The 16,087-nt window shown below is 68.3% G+C and carries 15 protein-coding genes and 1 tRNA gene; 9 read left to right on the top strand and 7 right to left on the bottom strand.

The genetic code is table 11. From position 1 onward, the window contains the following. Window positions 1-207: 207 nt before the first annotated feature. The 3 genes from ACFVBH_RS02095 to ACFVBH_RS02105 all read right to left on the bottom strand — a co-directional run bounded on the left by ACFVBH_RS02095 (window position 208) and on the right by ACFVBH_RS02105 (window position 3,419). Complete coding sequence (locus ACFVBH_RS02095) at window positions 208-747, bottom strand: hypothetical protein (RefSeq protein WP_378998952.1); 540 nt, start codon at window positions 745-747, stop codon at window positions 208-210. A 350-nt stretch (window positions 748-1,097) separates the two neighbouring features. Further along, window positions 1,098-2,513, bottom strand: coding sequence for an NlpC/P60 family protein (locus ACFVBH_RS02100; protein ID WP_378998954.1), 1,416 nt, complete (start codon window positions 2,511-2,513; stop codon window positions 1,098-1,100). A gap of 345 nt (window positions 2,514-2,858) precedes the next feature. Next, window positions 2,859-3,419 (bottom strand): DUF6676 family protein, encoded by a 561-nt coding sequence (locus ACFVBH_RS02105; RefSeq protein WP_354985346.1) that lies wholly within the window; start codon window positions 3,417-3,419, stop codon window positions 2,859-2,861. Window positions 3,420-3,707: 288 nt separating this feature from the next. Between ACFVBH_RS02105 and ACFVBH_RS02110 the strand changes: the two genes are divergently transcribed. The 3 genes from ACFVBH_RS02110 to ACFVBH_RS02120 all read left to right on the top strand — a co-directional run bounded on the left by ACFVBH_RS02110 (window position 3,708) and on the right by ACFVBH_RS02120 (window position 7,423). Next, window positions 3,708-6,500 (top strand): aconitate hydratase, encoded by a 2,793-nt coding sequence (locus ACFVBH_RS02110; protein ID WP_354985345.1) that lies wholly within the window; start codon window positions 3,708-3,710, stop codon window positions 6,498-6,500. Window positions 6,501-6,743: 243 nt separating this feature from the next. Further along, entirely contained in the window at window positions 6,744-7,310 is a 567-nt protein-coding gene (locus ACFVBH_RS02115) for a helix-turn-helix domain-containing protein (protein ID WP_354985344.1), read from the top strand. A gap of 41 nt (window positions 7,311-7,351) precedes the next feature. Beyond that, window positions 7,352-7,423: transfer RNA gene (locus ACFVBH_RS02120), tRNA-Val, on the top strand. A 42-nt stretch (window positions 7,424-7,465) separates the two neighbouring features. Here ACFVBH_RS02120 and ACFVBH_RS02125 read toward each other — a convergent pair. Next, on the bottom strand, window positions 7,466-7,975 hold the full coding sequence (locus tag ACFVBH_RS02125) for a MarR family winged helix-turn-helix transcriptional regulator (RefSeq protein WP_378998957.1): 510 nt from the start codon (window positions 7,973-7,975) through the stop codon (window positions 7,466-7,468). Window positions 7,976-8,045: 70 nt separating this feature from the next. Here ACFVBH_RS02125 and ACFVBH_RS02130 point away from each other — a divergent pair, with 70 nt between their 5' ends. The 4 genes from ACFVBH_RS02130 to ACFVBH_RS02145 all read left to right on the top strand — a co-directional run bounded on the left by ACFVBH_RS02130 (window position 8,046) and on the right by ACFVBH_RS02145 (window position 10,715). After that, window positions 8,046-8,543, top strand: coding sequence for a cupin domain-containing protein (locus tag ACFVBH_RS02130; protein ID WP_378998959.1), 498 nt, complete (start codon window positions 8,046-8,048; stop codon window positions 8,541-8,543). Between the two features lie 110 nt (window positions 8,544-8,653). Beyond that, window positions 8,654-9,106: an acyl-CoA thioesterase gene (locus tag ACFVBH_RS02135; protein ID WP_378998961.1), complete on the top strand. Its 453-nt coding sequence runs from the start codon at window positions 8,654-8,656 to the stop codon at window positions 9,104-9,106. A gap of 169 nt (window positions 9,107-9,275) precedes the next feature. Then, window positions 9,276-9,737, top strand: a complete 462-nt coding sequence (locus ACFVBH_RS02140) for a hypothetical protein (protein WP_354985341.1) — start codon at window positions 9,276-9,278, stop codon at window positions 9,735-9,737. 15 nt (window positions 9,738-9,752) lie between these two features. Beyond that, window positions 9,753-10,715: a hypothetical protein gene (locus tag ACFVBH_RS02145; protein WP_354985340.1), complete on the top strand. Its 963-nt coding sequence runs from the start codon at window positions 9,753-9,755 to the stop codon at window positions 10,713-10,715. 60 nt (window positions 10,716-10,775) lie between these two features. Here ACFVBH_RS02145 and ACFVBH_RS02150 read toward each other — a convergent pair whose 3' ends face one another. After that, a complete protein-coding gene (locus ACFVBH_RS02150; RefSeq protein ID WP_354985339.1) occupies window positions 10,776-11,039 on the bottom strand; it encodes a helix-turn-helix domain-containing protein in 264 nt (87 codons plus the stop codon). Between the two features lie 313 nt (window positions 11,040-11,352). Then, window positions 11,353-12,984: an ABC-F family ATP-binding cassette domain-containing protein gene (locus ACFVBH_RS02155; protein WP_354985338.1), complete on the bottom strand. Its 1,632-nt coding sequence runs from the start codon at window positions 12,982-12,984 to the stop codon at window positions 11,353-11,355. A 510-nt stretch (window positions 12,985-13,494) separates the two neighbouring features. Between ACFVBH_RS02155 and ACFVBH_RS02160 the strand changes: the two genes are divergently transcribed. Next, window positions 13,495-13,899, top strand: coding sequence for a hypothetical protein (locus ACFVBH_RS02160; protein WP_378998965.1), 405 nt, complete (start codon window positions 13,495-13,497; stop codon window positions 13,897-13,899). Window positions 13,900-13,989: 90 nt separating this feature from the next. On the opposite strand, the gene ACFVBH_RS02165 is transcribed toward ACFVBH_RS02160, so the two are convergent. Continuing rightward, window positions 13,990-14,985, bottom strand: a complete 996-nt coding sequence (locus tag ACFVBH_RS02165; protein ID WP_378998967.1) for a helix-turn-helix domain-containing protein — start codon at window positions 14,983-14,985, stop codon at window positions 13,990-13,992. Window positions 14,986-15,530: 545 nt separating this feature from the next. Between ACFVBH_RS02165 and ACFVBH_RS02170 the strand changes: the two genes are divergently transcribed. Next, a complete protein-coding gene (locus ACFVBH_RS02170; RefSeq protein ID WP_378998969.1) occupies window positions 15,531-16,043 on the top strand; it encodes a hypothetical protein in 513 nt (170 codons plus the stop codon). Window positions 16,044-16,087: the final 44 nt, after the last annotated feature.

Here is a 16,087-nt window from a genome sequence, read left to right on the forward strand (position 1 = left end):
AGCCGGCACATAGTCGCGGGTAGGCGTTTCAACGGTTCGCGCATCGCTGTCACTCCGGCGTCGGTGGTCCCCGTCGCGGGCACGTCGGGGAGGTCGATTGTCCCGCAGCGCAAAGCGTCTCGTGTCAGTGTGTCCGAATACCGCGCGTCAGATGATTGGAAAGTAGCCACGCACATCCGCTCGCAGACCCCGACCGGTGTCGCGCAGTCAGCCGACCGCCTTCGCGAACCAGCCGCCTGGCGGCAACTCCGGTCGCTCGGCCGGGGCCGATGTCCACGCTGAACTCGGCTCCTCGGGCCACAGCACCTGGACCCGATCGGCGGCCTCGCGCAGTGGCTCGGTGGCGATCTCCACGCAGGTCTCGGGAATCGAGGCCGCGGGCCACGCCACCCAGATCGCCATCACTCCTGCAGGCGGGATCGGGGACAACTGAAAGGTGTAGCTGCTGTGCGCGGATCCACCTCCCCCACCGCCCGAGGAGAGCAGCGGCCCTGAATTCGTCTGCGCCGCCCCGCGATCGCTGATGTTGGTCGCGGTGCCGCCGCCAGGGAATTCGACCCCGAGCAGGCACTGATCGCGGGTGCAGGGTCCGTAGCTACTCAGCGCGCCCAACGCCGTGACCGGAGCCGAGGCCCGCGCATGAACCTGGATCGAGAGTTCGACTCCCCCGCTGTACACCCTGGCACCGTTGAGCGAGACCACAATGTCGTCCGTGCGCGCGAGCAGCGCTTCGAGAGGCACTACCACGGGAATCTCATTGGACGGGCGAGACCACCAGCGGCCGACAACCGTTGACTGCTCGGCGTTTTCAGGCTGTTTGTCCATGGAGCACTCCCAAGATCGAGGTGTCCACCACTTCCCCACCGGTGGACCGAAGGCGGATGTCCCGAGGCCCCCACTGGCCGACCTCGCCGACACGATATCCACCCGCACCGACAACCGAGGTGACCCGTCGATTCGTGACCAATGCCCACGCAGCAATGGTTTCGCCCGACACGCCGACCGGCAACGGCCACCGCCCTGCCCGTTCGAGCCGGCGGTCAAAAGGGTGTGGTCGTCGAACTGGTTCGACCACATCATCCCGTCTTTTCGCCTTGTCAGGCGATGCGGACCGCGTAGGGCATGATCCCGTCCTCGCGGACCGGGGAGACCCGGATGACCTCGCCGGACTGGGGAGCCTCGATCATCCGGCCGCCGCCCAGGTACAGGGCCACGTGCTGGGAACCGCCCGGCCCCCAGAACAGCATGTCGCCGCGCTCGCGGTCGTCGACGGGAACCCTTGTGCCCATGGTGTATTGATAGCCGCTGTAGTGCGGGAGGGAGACCCCGATCCCGGCGAAGGCGTAGATCATCAAGCCGGAGCAGTCGAAGCCGGTTTTGGCGTAGTCGCCGAACGAGTCGGCGGTGCCGCCGTCGCGGATGCCGAGGGTCGCGCCGTCCTCATCGCCACCGCCCCAGGCGTATTCGACGCCGAGCTGGGACATGGCCCGGTCGACCACGACCTCCACCAGGGACGAGCGGTTGCCGCTGGGGCGGGTCGGTTTCTGGCCGTATTTGGGGGCGGGCGGGGAGATGTCGGTCAGGGTGTGCGGGCGATGGGTCTGGGCGGCCTCGGACGCCAGACCGCTCGACGCGCGATCCGCGGCCACGCGGGCGGCGGCGTCGGCGGCCGCGGCGCGCGCGGCCACCTCCTCGGCCCGGCGCTGTTGATCCCAGGCCTCGAAGGCATCGCGCTGGCCCTGTAACCCCGCGACCTGCGAGCGCGCCGCCTCCAGCCGCTGCTGGGCCGAATCGCGCTGGTGCACAAGGTCGTTGCGCATCGAGGTGGAATGGTCGAGCTCGGATTGCGCGGCGGCGACCGCGGACTGCGCCTCGGTCTTCTTCACGTCCGCGTCGGCGGCCGCCCCGTCGGCGACCTGCTGGGCGCGCTTGGCGCCCGACGTCTTATTGGCCTGATCGACCTGGGCCCGGCGCAGCCCGCCGACCACCTCGCGCTGATTCGTCGACGCGATCGTCAGCACCTGGGCGCGCTCGAGCGCGATCTCGGGGCTGGGCGCGGACAGATAGTTCACCAGCGAGTCCGAACCCGGCCGCATGTACACCTGGGTGACGAACCGATCGAACTCGTCGTGCGCGACCCCAACCCGGTCCCCGGCATCGGTGAGCTCGCGCTGGCACTGCAGCACCGCGCGCGCGGCGTCATCGGCGGCGTCGCGGGCGATCTGCAGATCGACCAGGGCCTTGTTCACCGCTTCGCGGCGCGCGGCCACGGCGTCGTCGAGCTGTTGCAGCTGCTGTTCGGCCGAGGCGACCTGATTGATGAGCGCACCGACCTCGCCCACCCCGGCGTCCACGGTCGCGCCCGCGTCGGCGATCTCGCTGTCACTGGGATTGGGTGGCGGCGGCGGTACGGCGTGACCGGTCGAGGCCCCCACCATGACCACGGTCAGCGCTACCAGCAACTCGGTAGCGACACGAACCGGACGTTTTCGCCGCGTGTTCGCTTGCCGCATCGCACCTCCCTGGTTCGCTCTGGCCAGGGGAAGGAACGGTCGACTCCGAACACCGGGGTCCCACCCGAAACATCCATGTCACGGGACTCACAAGACCCTTTCGACACTTCTTCCCCACCAGTGTCATCGGGAACCGTACGACACATCCGGGGCGCGACGAGGCCGCCACGCGGGCAGCGCCGAGCCGTAATTCACTCGTTGCCGGTGGTTTGCGGGTTTGCGCGCAGAATTCCAGATCGATGGACGGCCACCCCGCAGAAAACCTGCTACGGGGTCAGCTCGAGGGGAAGAAAGCGAGAATCGGGTCGGCCGGGCCGCGGAGCGGTCCCGAACGACCCGCGCGGGTCAGGCGACCGGCGTGCGCGGCCGCTCGTGCTCGACCGGCGGCTGCTGCTCGGGCGCCCGGCGCGCCTTGGCGACCGCCAGCCCGGCGATCACGCTCACCAGCGCGATGACCGCGACCAGCGCGACCAGCGTCCACGACACCGTCTCCGGCTGCTCGAGCCGATCGACGAACGTCCGCGCCGCCTCTTCGGTGCGCTCGGGCCCGCGGTACTTGGCCTTGTCCTCGGCCCACTCCAGCCGGCCGCGCGTGAACGCGTCGCTCGAGGTGCCCACCCAGTCGTCGCTGAAGACCACCACGGTGCCGCCGGTCTGCTTGCCGACCTCGGTCGCGAGATCACGCAGCGTTGCCTCGATGCCCGGATTACCCTGCACCACCACGATATTGAGATCGATGCCATGCGCGCGCGCGTCGGCGGCGATGGCGGCGAGCCCGTCCTGTTCACGCCCCTTCGGGGCGGCGACGTGATTGTCGGCCAGGTCGAGCTCGATCGCATCCAGGTTGGTGTTGGGCGGTAGTTCCGCCTTCATAGGCGTGAAAACCGAGGCGCGCGAGACGGTCACGAACGGAGAGTACGGCAAGGCGTGTCAGATCACCTCACCACGGCACGCCGTAAGCTGCTGCTGTCCCGTTGGATGAGGCTCGCGCAGCCAACGCGAGCACCTCGAAGCGCTTGTCATGAGAGACTCCCGCACCCTCGCCGGGCTCGGACACCGCCCGCTCGGGGGCCGGTTGCGCTCACAGGACAAGCGTACTGTTAGGGTGAAGCACGGACGAGGCCCAGCGCCTCGACGAGCCATCGGCACAGCCCCGCCGGTGGCCCTCCCATTCACAGACGAGTGGAGCTGACAGTGACGAGTATCGATTCCTTCGGCGCCAAGGGCACCCTCGAGGTCGGAAGCAACTCTTACGAGATCTTCCGCCTCGCGGCCGTACCCGGCACCGAGAAGCTGCCCTACGCCCTCAAGGTCCTGGCAGAGAACCTGCTGCGCACCGAAGACGGCGCGAACATCACCGCCGACCACGTTCGCGCCCTCGCGAACTGGGACCCGAGCGCCGAGCCCGACACCGAGATCCAGTTCACGCCCGCCCGCGTGATCATGCAGGACTTCACCGGCGTCCCCTGCATCGTCGACCTCGCCACCATGCGTGAGGCCGTGACCACCCTCGGCGGCGACCCGAGCAAGGTCAACCCGCTGTCCCCCGCCGACATGGTCATCGACCACTCGGTCATCCTCGACGTCTTCGGCCGCGCCGACGCCCTCGAGCGCAACGTCGACCTCGAGTACGAGCGCAACGGCGAGCGTTACCAGTTCCTGCGCTGGGGCCAGGGCGCCTTCGACGACTTCAAGGTCGTCCCCCCGGGCGTCGGCATCGTGCACCAGGTGAACATCGAATACCTGGCCCCCACGGTCATGGTCCGCAACGGCCAGGCCTACCCCGACACCTGTGTCGGCACCGACTCGCACACCACCATGGTCAACGGCCTGGGCGTGCTGGGCTGGGGCGTCGGCGGCATCGAGGCCGAGGCCGCCATGCTCGGCCAGCCGGTCTCCATGCTGATCCCGCGCGTCGTCGGCTTCAAGCTGACCGGTGAGATCAAGCCCGGCGTGACCGCCACCGACGTGGTGCTCACCGTCACCGACATGCTGCGCAAGCACGGCGTCGTCGGCAAGTTCGTGGAGTTCTACGGCAAGGGCGTGGCCGAGGTTCCCCTGGCCAACCGCGCCACCCTGGGCAACATGAGCCCCGAGTTCGGTTCCACCGCGGCGATCTTCCCGATCGACGGCGAGACCATCAACTACCTGCGCCTCACCGGCCGCAGCGACGAGCAGCTCGCGCTCGTCGAGGCGTACGCCAAGGAACAGGGCCTGTGGCACGACGCCGACAACGAGCCGGCCTACTCGGAGTACCTGGAGCTGGACCTGGGCACCGTGGTGCCGTCCATCGCCGGCCCGAAGCGCCCGCAGGACCGAATCCTGCTGTCGGACAGCAAGAACGCGTTCCGCAAGGACATCACCACCTACACCAACGATCCGGTCCCGCACACCGCGCTGGACGAGGCGATCGAGGAGTCCTTCCCGGCCAGCGATCCGGTCGCCTCCGGCACCGCGTTCGACGACACCCCGGTTCCCAACGCCGCCAACGGCAATGCGGGCCGCCCGTCCAAGCCGGTCAAGGTCTCGGACCCCGAGCGCGGTGACTTCGTGCTCGATCACGGCGCCGTCGTGGTCGCGGGCATCACCTCCTGCACCAACACCTCGAACCCGTCGGTCATGCTGGGCGCGGCCCTGCTGGCCCGCAACGCGGTCGAGAAGGGGCTGTCCTCCAAGCCGTGGGTCAAGACCAACATGGCCCCGGGCTCGCAGGTCGTCGCCGACTACTACGAGAAGGCCGGCCTGTGGCCGTACCTCGAGAAGCTCGGCTTCTACGTGGGTGGCTTCGGCTGCACCACCTGCATCGGCAACACCGGTCCGCTGCCGGAGGAGATCTCCAAGGCGATCAACGACAACGACCTCTCGGTGACCGCGGTGCTCTCGGGCAACCGTAACTTCGAAGGCCGTATCTCCCCGGACGTCAAGATGAACTACCTGGCCTCCCCGCCGCTGGTCATCGCGTACGCCCTCGCCGGCACCATGGACTTCGACTTCGAGACCGACGCCCTGGGTCAGGACACCGACGGCAACGACGTCTTCCTGAAGGACATCTGGCCGTCCCCGCAGGAGATCGACGACACCATCAAGTCGGCGATCAGCCGGGACATGTTCACCAAGTCCTACGCCACCGTCTTCGACGGTGACGAGCGCTGGCAGGGCCTTAACACCCCCGAGGGCGACACCTTCGCGTGGGACGAGAACTCGACCTACGTGCGCAAGGCCCCGTACTTCGACGGCATGTCGATGGACCCGAGCCCCGTCACCGACATCAAGGGCGCCCGCGTCCTCGCGCTGCTCGGCGATTCGGTCACCACCGACCACATCTCCCCCGCCGGTCCGATCAAGCCGGGCACCCCGGCCGCGCAGTACCTGGACTCGCACGGTGTCGAGCGCAAGGACTACAACTCCCTGGGCTCGCGTCGCGGTAACCACGAGGTCATGATTCGCGGCACCTTCGCGAACATCCGCCTGCGCAACCAGCTCCTGGACGATGTCTCGGGCGGTTACACCCGCGACTTCACCCAGGAAGGCGCGCCCCAGGCCTTCATCTACGACGCCTCGCAGAACTACCAGGCCGCGGGCATCCCGCTGGTCGTGCTGGGCGGCAAGGAGTACGGCTCGGGTTCCTCGCGTGACTGGGCCGCCAAGGGCACCAGCCTGCTGGGCGTGAAGGCCGTCATCACCGAGTCGTTCGAGCGCATCCACCGCTCCAACCTCATCGGCATGGGCGTCGTGCCGCTGCAGTTCCCGGCCGGCGAGTCCGCCGCGTCGCTGGGCCTGGACGGCACCGAGGTCTTCGACATCTCGGGCATCACCAAGCTGAACGAGGGTGTGACTCCGAAGACCATGCAGGTGACCGCCACCAAGGCGGATGGTTCGAAGGTCGAGTTCGACGCGGTCGTGCGCATCGATACCCCCGGTGAGGCGGACTACTACCGCAACGGTGGCATCCTGCAGTTCGTGCTGCGCAACATGATTCGCGGCTGATGCACTCCCCGCACATCGTGCGGGGATGAGCCGATGATTCGCGGCTGAAAGACCTGTCCCGCCGCGGCGGGACGGGCTCGACACTCGGCTGAGAAGGGCTGTTTCGCAGCCGAGTTCGGTGGCGGGCACGATTTAGCGCCCGCCACACGATCCCGCTGGGATCGTTTCGCTCGTCGCTAGTGCGGGATCCGCGCTCCGGTTCGCCGGTGCGCGGATCCCGCACACCCCGTTTCGGAGGAGTCCATGCCCAAGGTCAGTGACGACCACCTCGCCGCCCGTCGCGGTCAGATCCTCGACGGAGCGCGCAGCTGCTTCGCCGAGTACGGCTACGAGGGCGCCACCGTGCGTCGCCTGGAGGAAGCGACCGGTCTGTCCCGGGGCGCGATCTTCCACCACTTCCGAGACAAGGACGCCCTCTTCCTCGCCCTGGCCCACGAGGACGCCGCCCGCATGGCCGAGGTCGCGGCCACTCAGGGCCTGGTCCAGGTCATGCGCGACATGCTCGCGCGGCCCGAGGACTTCGACTGGCTGGGAACACGTTTGGAGATCGCGCGCCGGCTGCGCAACGATCCCGAGTTCCGCGCCAATTGGGAAGAGCGCTCGGAAGAGCTCACCGCGGCTACGGTCGCCCGCCTCGAACGCCGCAAGGCCGAAGGCGCGCTGCGCGACGACGTGCCCACCACGGTGCTGCTGGGCTACCTGGATCTGATCCTGGACGGCCTCATCGCCCGCATCGCCTCCGGGCACGCCAACGACAATCTCTCCGCCGTGCTCGATCTCGTGGAAGCCTCTGTGCGCCGCAAGAATTGAGCTGCGGAGCCGGGGGGACGCTCACTATGCTCGATCGCGGCCACGGGGTAGTTCAGCGGTAGAACACCGTCACGACACGTCGGAGGGCGCGGGTTCGATCCCCGCCCCCGTGGCCGTCCGGCTCATCGCGGGATCGATCCCCGCCTTCTCGGCCGCTACGCTTCCTCGCGCTCCAGGCTGGTGAGCAGCAGCCGGACGAGACGGTCGAGTTCTTCGCGATCGCGGTCCGTCAGTGCCGCGAGCAGGCGCGTTTCGTTCGCCACGTGGTCGGTGACGGCCGCGTCCACGACCGTCAGGCCCTGCTCGGTCAGCCCGACCCGGATCGCGCGCCGATCCTCCGCGTCCGCGATGCGGCGCACCAGGCCCGCCTTCTCCAGGCGGTCCAGCCTGCTCGTCATTCCGGCGCGCGACAGCATCATCGTGTCCGCGAGGACCGAGGGGTTGAGGCGGTACGGCTTCCCCGAACGACGCAGCGCCGCAAGCACATCGAACTCCCCGCGCTGCAGGCCGTGTGCGCCGAAGACAGCGTCTATCCTCTTTCCGGCCACCGCGGCGAGCCGGCCCAGGCGGCCGATGATCGCCATGGCCTCCAGTTCCAGATCGGGCCGCTCGCGCCGCCACTGCGCGGTGATGACATCGACCGCGTCCGTATTCGTCTCACCCATGGACACACTCTATTCGATGCCATATAGTTCGATAGCGAACTATATGGCATCGAATTACTTGGAGAACCGCATGAACACCACCGACCGCCAGGCCGTCATCCGCCAGCCGCACGAGGCCGAAACCCTCGGCACCGACACCGTCACCATGCGCCTGCTCATCGACTCCGAGGCCGCGGGCGGAGCGGTCAGCAGCCTGGAGGTCACCATGGCGCAGGGTGCCGACGGGGCCGCACCGCATTTCCACACCCGCTCCGACGAACTCTTCTTCGTGGCCGAGGGCGAGCTCCAGCTACTTGCCGGTGACCGGATCGTGACGGTGGGCGCCGGCGGATCCGTCATCGTTCCCAAATTGATGCCGCACGCCTTCGGCGCCACCCCGGACAGCTCGGCGCGCATTCTCATCGCGCTGATGCCGGGCGTCGAACGGTTCGAATACTTCCGCGTGCTGGACCGCATCGCCAAGGGTGAATCCGATTTCGCCGAGCTCGCCGCGGCGCAGGAGGAATTCGACAACCACTTCGTGGACGCGCCCGCGTGGTGGGCCGAGCGCAATGCCCATCGCCGCTGAACGATTCGCGCGGCAGTTGCCCGCCGCGCCCGAAAATCGCCGCCGGCCACACCGCCCGGCGATAGCCCCGCAATCGCCCGAACTGTGCGCCGGACCACGCGGAACGGGGAATGCGCGCACTCCGGGAGCAGGTTGAAGGTTTCATGGCCTTCTCCGTTCCCATTACCGTCCGCGGCTACGAGCTCGATATCAACGGGCACCTGAATCAGGCGGTGTATCTGCAGTACGCCGAGCACGCGCGCTGGGAACTGCTGCGGGAGGGCGGCGTTCCGGGCGAGAAGATGGTCGCGGCGGGCATCGGCCCGGTCGTCCTGGAGACCACCATCAAGTATCTGCGCGAGTTGCATTTGGGTGACGAAGTCACCGTGAGCTGCGAATTCGAGTGGAGTGGCGGCAAAGTGTTCACCATGCGCCAGTTCATCACGAAGATGGACGGCACCGTATCAGACCAGGTCGACGTAGTCAGCGGAATCCTCGATTTGCGTGCCCGCAAGCTCATTGCGGACCCGCGCGAACGGCTGCTGGAGATCGCCGACGCGCCCGAGGTGCTCGGACTTCGTTAGCTTCGCGCCGGAGGCGAAAAACATACGGCTGGAGGGGTTTCCGGGTCTGCGGCAGAGTTTGCCAGCGGCCCGTGAAATCTTGCGTTGCGAACCGAACGAGGGCCCTGACGGGCTATGATTCAGGTCACGCTCGGCTCCGCAGCAAATCCCGAGCAGATCGGAGATCAGCATGACCGGCGCCCTCCGCCCGCCCGCGTCAACCATCGTCGCAAGCACCGCGCCGCCGCTATCGGGTTACCTCATCGGCGCCACGGATCGCCACCTCACGGTGCGCGTCACCGACGGCACCTGGACCCTGCGGCGCGCCGACATTCTCGATCTCACCGATTGGGAAGTTGCGGCGGCGCAGGGATTCTGCGAGGGGCGCCCGGTGCTGGTGCGGGTGCGCGCAGGCGCCACAGCGGATTTCACGCAACGCCGCCGCATCGAACTCACCGACCGCCCGCTGACCCTGCCGCAGGATCACACCCCCGCGCGCGGTGACGACGAACTTCAGGCGCTCACCGAGGCGTGGGCCCGGGGCCTCGAGATCGGCACCCGGCCCGGCATCGGCGGCGCCACCATGACCTGTTGCCAGACCCGCTCGCACAACGGCAGTGACGACGGCGCGGCCTGCGACAGCCTCGACTGAACAGGGCTCACCCGCATGACCACCCGCACAACGGGTTCGGTGCTAGTGGTCACCGAAGCCGATGATCTGCACGGCGACGCGCTCGCCGCCACGCTGCGAAAGCACCACGCCCTCAGCCCGATTCGGCTCGACATGCGCGACTTCCCGCGCGAGAACGGAACTTTCCGCCTCGCCCGGGACGGTACGTCCCGATCCCTGTCGCACATCATGGGTTTGGACGGAGTCAACTCGGTCTGGTGGCGAAGACCCCAGCCCACCGCGGTGCCGGCCAGCCTGCGCACCGAAGACGACACCTATCGGCAGGCCGAATGCGACGGGTTCCTGCAGGGCATGCTCTGGTCGATCCCGGCGCTGTGGGTCAACGACCCCGGCGCCGACCGCACCGCCAATCGCAAGATCGTGCAGTTGGAGACGGCCTACCGCGCCGGGTTCGCCGTGCCGGAGACCCTGATCACCAATGACGACGACGAAGCGCGCGCCTTCATCGAGTCGCGGCCCGGGCCGGTGGTGTACAAGCGCACCGGCACCGGCCGCGGCGCGTTCACCGAGACCCGCATCGTCACCGCGGGCGACCTGCACCGGCTGCCGACGATCCGCAACTCCCCCACCATCTTCCAGGACTACGTGCAGGCCGAATGCGATCTGCGCATCGTCTGGGTCGACGGCATCGAGTGGGTGGTGCGGATCGACTCGCAAGCCGGTGTGGGGCGGGTGGATTCGCGGCTGGACACCTCGGTGGCCTTCACCGCGGACCGATTGCCCGCCTCGGTCAGCAAATCGCTGAGCACGCTGATGGGCGCGCTCGGACTGGCGTTCGGCGTACTGGATCTGCGGGTCGGCCTCGATGGCGAATTCTGGTTCCTCGAGGTGAACCCGCAGGGCCAGTTCGCCTATCTCGAGATCAAGACCGGGCTACCGATCTTCGAGAGCCTGGCGAACCTGCTGGTGTTCGGCGACGGGACCGTCACCGGTAGGTAGGCGTGCGATATCGCAAGCGGTCGAACGGATTTCTCCGTTCGGCCGCGTCGATACCCTCGGCTACTTGCTACCGGCTCTGGCACTCGCCTTACCGACGGCTTTGCGGCGGTTCGCCCCGCCGCGGCTGCGGAGTTGCACATGCGACTCCACGAGCACATTGTGAATGAAGCCGTACGACCGCCCGGTCTCCCGGGCTAGCGAGCGGATACTTGCCCCCGCCTCGTACTGCTTCTTGAGCTGGGTTTGCAGGCGGTCTCGCGACTTTCCCGTCACGCGTGTGCCTTTACCCAATACGGCTTTACCCTGTGCGGGCCTGTCACTCATGACTTCCTCCGAGTCGCCGTGGGCGCCTCATTCCAGGTTAGGGGCTCGAGAGGCCGTGATCAATGAAACGCTGTGATCGGTATCACGTAGTGAGCAACGCCCGCGTGTCGAAACGCGTGAAAATCGGGCGAACAGCCCAGATTTCGAGGTGTGCGGCCGCCTCACCGACAGCAAGATCAGCCGGATACGGGTCGGTCCGTTCACACGAAAACCGCACGCCAGCAATGGTTTCGAAGCACACTGCCCGGCCGTCCGAGGGACGACCGGGCAGGGCGGCGAAAATAATTCTCGTCCGGGATCGGACGAAATGGACTCAGGCGAGCTGGATGAGCTCCAGATACTCCTGTGACCAATGATCTTCGGTGCCGTCGGGCAGCATGATGACGCGCTCGGGGTTCAGGGCCTCGGCCGCGCCCGGGTCGTGCGTCACCAGCACGACCGCGCCGGCGTAGCTGCGCAGCGCGTCCAGGACCTGCTCGCGCGAGATCGGGTCCAGGTTGTTGGTCGGCTCGTCCAGCAGCAGCACGTTCGCGGCCGAGGACACCAGCCCGGCCAGGGCCAGACGGGTCTTCTCACCGCCGGACAGCGTGCCCGCGGGCTGCTCCAGCTGCGGGCCGGAGAACATGAACGCGCCCAGCAGACCGCGCAGATCCTGTTCTCCCGCATCGGGAGCCGCGTGCCGGATGTTCTCCCACACCGTGGCCTGATCGTCGAGGGTGTCGTGCTCCTGCGCGAAATACCCGACCTTCAAACCGAATCCGGGCACCAGCTGCCCCGCGGTCGGGGTCTCGACGCCGGCCAGCATGCGCAGCAGCGTGGTCTTGCCCGCACCGTTGAGCCCGAGCACCACCACGCGGCTGCCCCGGTCGATGGCGAGGTCGACGCCGGTGAAGATCTCCAGCGAGCCGTAGAGCTTGGTGAGGTTCTCGGCCATGAGCGGGGTCTTGCCGCAGGCCGAGGGATTCGGGAACTTGATGCGCGCCACGCGATCCGCCACGCGCACGTCGTCGACCTCGGACAGCATGCGCTCGGCCCGCTTGACCATCTGGTGTGCCGCAGCGGCTTTGGTGGCCTTGGCGCCGAGCTTGGCGGCCTGCTGCTTGAGCGCGGAGGCCTTCTTCTCGGCGTTGGCGCGCTCGCGGACGCGGCGCTGTTCGTCGGTCGCGCGGGCGTCGAGGTACTTCTTCCAGCCCATGTTGTAGATGTCGGCCTCGCCGCGCACGGCGTCCAGGAACCACACCTTGTTCACCACGTCGCCGAGCAGTTCCACATCGTGGGAGATCACGATGAGCCCGCCGTCGTGGTTCTGCAGGAACCCGCGCAGCCAGGTGATGGAGTCGGCGTCGAGGTGGTTCGTGGGCTCGTCCAGCAGCAGCGTGGTGTCGGACTTGCCGCCGCTGCCGTCCGAGGCCGCGAACAGGATGCGCGCCAACTCGATTCGGCGGCGCTGACCACCGGACAGGGTGCGCAGCGGCTGGGCCAGCACGCGATCGGGCAGACCGAGGCTGCTGCAGATGCGGGCCGCCTCGCTCTCGGCGACGTAGCCGCCGAGCGAGGAGAAGCGGTCTTCGAGCTGGCCGTACTTACGGACCGCTTTGTCGCGTTCCTTCTCGTCGGCGACCTCGGCCATCAGCGCCTGCTGCTTCTCCATGTCGCGGATGAGCTTGTCGAGGCCGCGCGCGGAGAGCACCCGGTCCTTGCCCAGCACGTCGAGATTGCCTTCCCGCGGGTCCTGCGGCAGGTATCCCAGATCGCCCGAACGGATGACCTTGCCGGCGTAGGGCTCGCCCTCACCGGCCAGAATGCGCAGCGTCGTCGTCTTCCCGGCGCCGTTGCGGCCGACGAGGCCGATCCGGTCGCCGGCCTGCACCCGCAGCGCCGAGCCCGGCGCCGTCAGCAGGGTGCGGACTCCGGCCCGGACCTCCAGGTCGGTCGCGGTGATCACAAGCGTCTCCTAGTTACGTGTGCGTGCTGGTGGATTGCTGCCCGACTGTGCGTCGCCTCGACACACAAGAACCACCGATTTTATCTCAGTCGATGGAGACCCCCAGGTCAGGGGCACCCTCGCCTGCGCCGACCTGCCGAAATACCGCCGTTCGCGCACGTCGGCCGCCCGAGATCGGGTCGGCGGGGGCATTTCGCGCACCGCCACGTGCATCGATCGTCGCGGCGGCGAGTCGCGATGCACGCGCCGCGATCGGGTGCGGATCCCACCGCACGGCGAAGGGTTGGGCCGAGCGGCGGACCCGCCACAGTCCCGGTGTCCCGAAGGTTGCCGCGGGCCCGCTTCTGGCCGCTGTCCCCGGCCGCGATCGCCCTCGGGCTGGCGACCGCCCGTACGTGTCCATAGCACCGTGGGCGGCCGGCCGCGCGGCTCGAATCAACTTCGCGCACAGGGGTTCCGAACGTCGCGAAAACCGAGACAGCCCGCGCGGCGGGTCCACATCATCGGTCCATGAGCGAAATCGAAGACACCGTTGTCGTATTCACCGCCAAGAGCCCCGGAAAGATCGTCACCGAGGGCGGATCCCAGTCCTGGAAGCTCAGTCCCGCCCACGTCGAGCGGTGCGAATGGCTCGTGTGCACCCAGAACGCCCACAACGACGAGCCCTACGCCGACGGCGGCGAACCGCACGGCAGCGCCTTCCTGCTCGCCCGGATCACCGGTGTCGGTCCCTCGACGCCGCCCGACGCGGTCCCGGGCCGGTGGAAGATCGAGTTCAGCGAGTACGCGCTGGTCAGCGTGCCCGCCGTCTGGCCGGGCAATCACAATCCGGTCCACTACACGAACCTGGCCGCGCTGGGTATCCGCGTCGAGGACCTCGAGTTCCACAGGATCGGGGCCGAGGCGAGGGGGTGACGCGCGACGGGGTGAGAGCGAGGAGGTCCGGCGGGCCCAAGCGGATCGGCGTACCGGACGTGGTGAGCCGCGACCGGCACGCCTCGGCGGCTAGTGCCGCAACGTCTGGCTGGGCGGATGCCCGTAGGTGCGGGTGTAGAGCTGGGCGAAGCGACCGGGTTGGGGGAAGCCCCAGCGAGCGGCCACGGCGGCCACCGTCCGCCCGTCGCCGGGGGTGGCCGAGAGCAGGTCCTGGTGGGCCTGTTCGAGCCGGAGCCGGCGCAGGTACTCCATGGGCGTCGCGTTGTACCGCTTGCGGAAGGCGTATTGCAGGGCGCGGGGGCCGATACCGGTGTGGGCGGCGAGATCGCCCACGGTGACCTGGCGGGTGGGATGGGCGTGCAGGTAATCGACCGCGCGCTGTAGTGCCGTATGGCTGATCGCGGCGGGGTCGGTGCTGCGATGCCGGTCCATGGTGGGGTTGGGGAAGACCGTGAGGGCGGCCGCGGCCAGGGTGCGGGCCAGGTTCGCGACGACCAGGTCGGTCATGACGGTGGGGTCGGCCAGGGCGATCTCGTGGTGGACCAGTTCGAAGAGTTTGCCCCAGAACCGTTCCCGGGCGCGGTCGACCGGGACCAGCGACTCGAAGCGGAAGGCGGCGGGGTCGACGCCCTGCGCGGCGACCAGGTCGGCCAGGACCGCGTCGGGGATGTGCAGCATGTCGACGTCGTGGTTCTCGCAGTCCGCGCGGATCGGCACGTTCATCGGGTAGACCGAGTACTCCTCGCGCTGCTGCCAGATGTCGTGGCCGTCCCCGCGTAGCCGGATGTTGCCGGCCAGGGTGCGCTGGAAGTAGACGCTGCCCGCGATCGGGGCGAGATGCCCGATATAGCCGACCGTGCTGCGGATTTCGGTGGCCATGACCGATCCGGCCGCGGTGACGGAGTTGCGCACGCTCGCCCCGGGCGCGGCCCGCTGGAATTGGATGATGTTGCCGGTGTACAGCTTCGACACGTACTCGACGGTCTCCTCGGCCTCCCGCGTGTGCAACTGCGCGCGTCGAATCTCCACGAACCCCGGATCGACCATGTCATCCCCTTGCGTCATCCCCGCCCCCGCTGAACCTGTTCCACAGCATGCCCTTTCGAGCGGTTCGGAATCCGCGATTCACCCGCAATCGGGCCGCTGCGACCGTCCGCGGCAGCGGCGGCCGCGGATCTCATCGGCCGCGGGGCCGCGGGTCCGGGTCGGATCCGGCTGCCGGACGAGCTCTTTCGCGACTCGATATACCGAAAACGAAAGCTCGCGCTAACCCCGCGCGGGGCACGACGCGGCGTCTAGGGTGCTGTTCGCGAAACGAATTTGTTCTCCGTTTCGTCTGCGCGGCTCCGTCCTGTGGCAAGCCGGCCTCCGCGCAGGTTCGCTGCACCAGCGGAACGGGCTCGGAGGCCCGGAGATTCACCCCCACCCGGGCCTCCGCTGCCCCACCGCGGACGGTTCACATCCGGATCAGGCGCGATCGCCCCCCGAGGTGGTGCGCACTCGCGCCCCGAGTGCGAGGGAGCTGCGCCCATGCCACCGAACCGGACAGGGCCTGCACACGAGCGCGCGAACCGGACTCCGCCGGGTGCCCGCCCATCCGGAGGCCCGGCGTGACCGAACATCATGACGTGCCCCCATCGACGGGCCCGACCCCGTACCTGCCGCTGCTGCTGGACCTGGTCGCCGGCTACCTCGAACACGACCACGCCCGCGTCGCCGCGACGGCGACGGACATTCGCGACGCGGGGAGACCCGCGCTGGACGGGACCATGCAGGAGGCTGGCACGCTGATAGCGCATCTGCACACTGTCGCCTTCTGCGCGGGTCAGACGGTCCACATCGCCGACCTCCAGGACGAGCTGGTGCAGCTGGTTTCGCGGGCCGTGCCGCTGCACCACGAGTTCGCGATAGCCCGTGCCCTGGAGGCGATCACCACCGGCGTCGGCGACGGCTGCCCGTTCGGTCCCGGTGACACCGGTGATCTGCTGCTGTTGCACACCGCGGCGGCGTATTGCGCCCTGGCCGGGATCACGATCTTCGGCACGGGCGCCTTCACCCCGAACGGGCTGCGGTTGATGGGGCTGGCCGCGCGGTCGTTACGAGACGAACGGACCGGCCGGTAGACGGTCGAACGGACAGGCCTTCGGCCGAACACCATGTGGACGGC

Origin of the sequence: Nocardia sp. NPDC057668, assembly GCF_042799795.1 — a bacterium.
Lineage (GTDB): Bacteria > Actinomycetota > Actinomycetes > Mycobacteriales > Mycobacteriaceae > Nocardia.

Excerpts from the sequence above, each read along its gene's own strand:
- ACFVBH_RS02100 (WP_378998954.1), bottom strand. The coding sequence starts at position 2,513 with ATGCGGCAAGCGAACACGCGGCGAAAACGTCCGGTTCGTGTCGCTACC.
- ACFVBH_RS02115 (WP_354985344.1), top strand. The coding sequence starts at position 6,744 with ATGCCCAAGGTCAGTGACGACCACCTCGCCGCCCGTCGCGGTCAGATC.
- ACFVBH_RS02125 (WP_378998957.1), bottom strand. The coding sequence starts at position 7,975 with ATGGGTGAGACGAATACGGACGCGGTCGATGTCATCACCGCGCAGTGG.
- ACFVBH_RS02130 (WP_378998959.1), top strand. The coding sequence starts at position 8,046 with ATGAACACCACCGACCGCCAGGCCGTCATCCGCCAGCCGCACGAGGCC.
- ACFVBH_RS02135 (WP_378998961.1), top strand. The coding sequence starts at position 8,654 with ATGCGCGCACTCCGGGAGCAGGTTGAAGGTTTCATGGCCTTCTCCGTT.
- ACFVBH_RS02140 (WP_354985341.1), top strand. The coding sequence starts at position 9,276 with ATGACCGGCGCCCTCCGCCCGCCCGCGTCAACCATCGTCGCAAGCACC.
- ACFVBH_RS02145 (WP_354985340.1), top strand. The coding sequence starts at position 9,753 with ATGACCACCCGCACAACGGGTTCGGTGCTAGTGGTCACCGAAGCCGAT.
- ACFVBH_RS02150 (WP_354985339.1), bottom strand. The coding sequence starts at position 11,039 with ATGAGTGACAGGCCCGCACAGGGTAAAGCCGTATTGGGTAAAGGCACA.
- ACFVBH_RS02160 (WP_378998965.1), top strand. The coding sequence starts at position 13,495 with ATGAGCGAAATCGAAGACACCGTTGTCGTATTCACCGCCAAGAGCCCC.
- ACFVBH_RS02165 (WP_378998967.1), bottom strand. The coding sequence starts at position 14,985 with ATGACGCAAGGGGATGACATGGTCGATCCGGGGTTCGTGGAGATTCGA.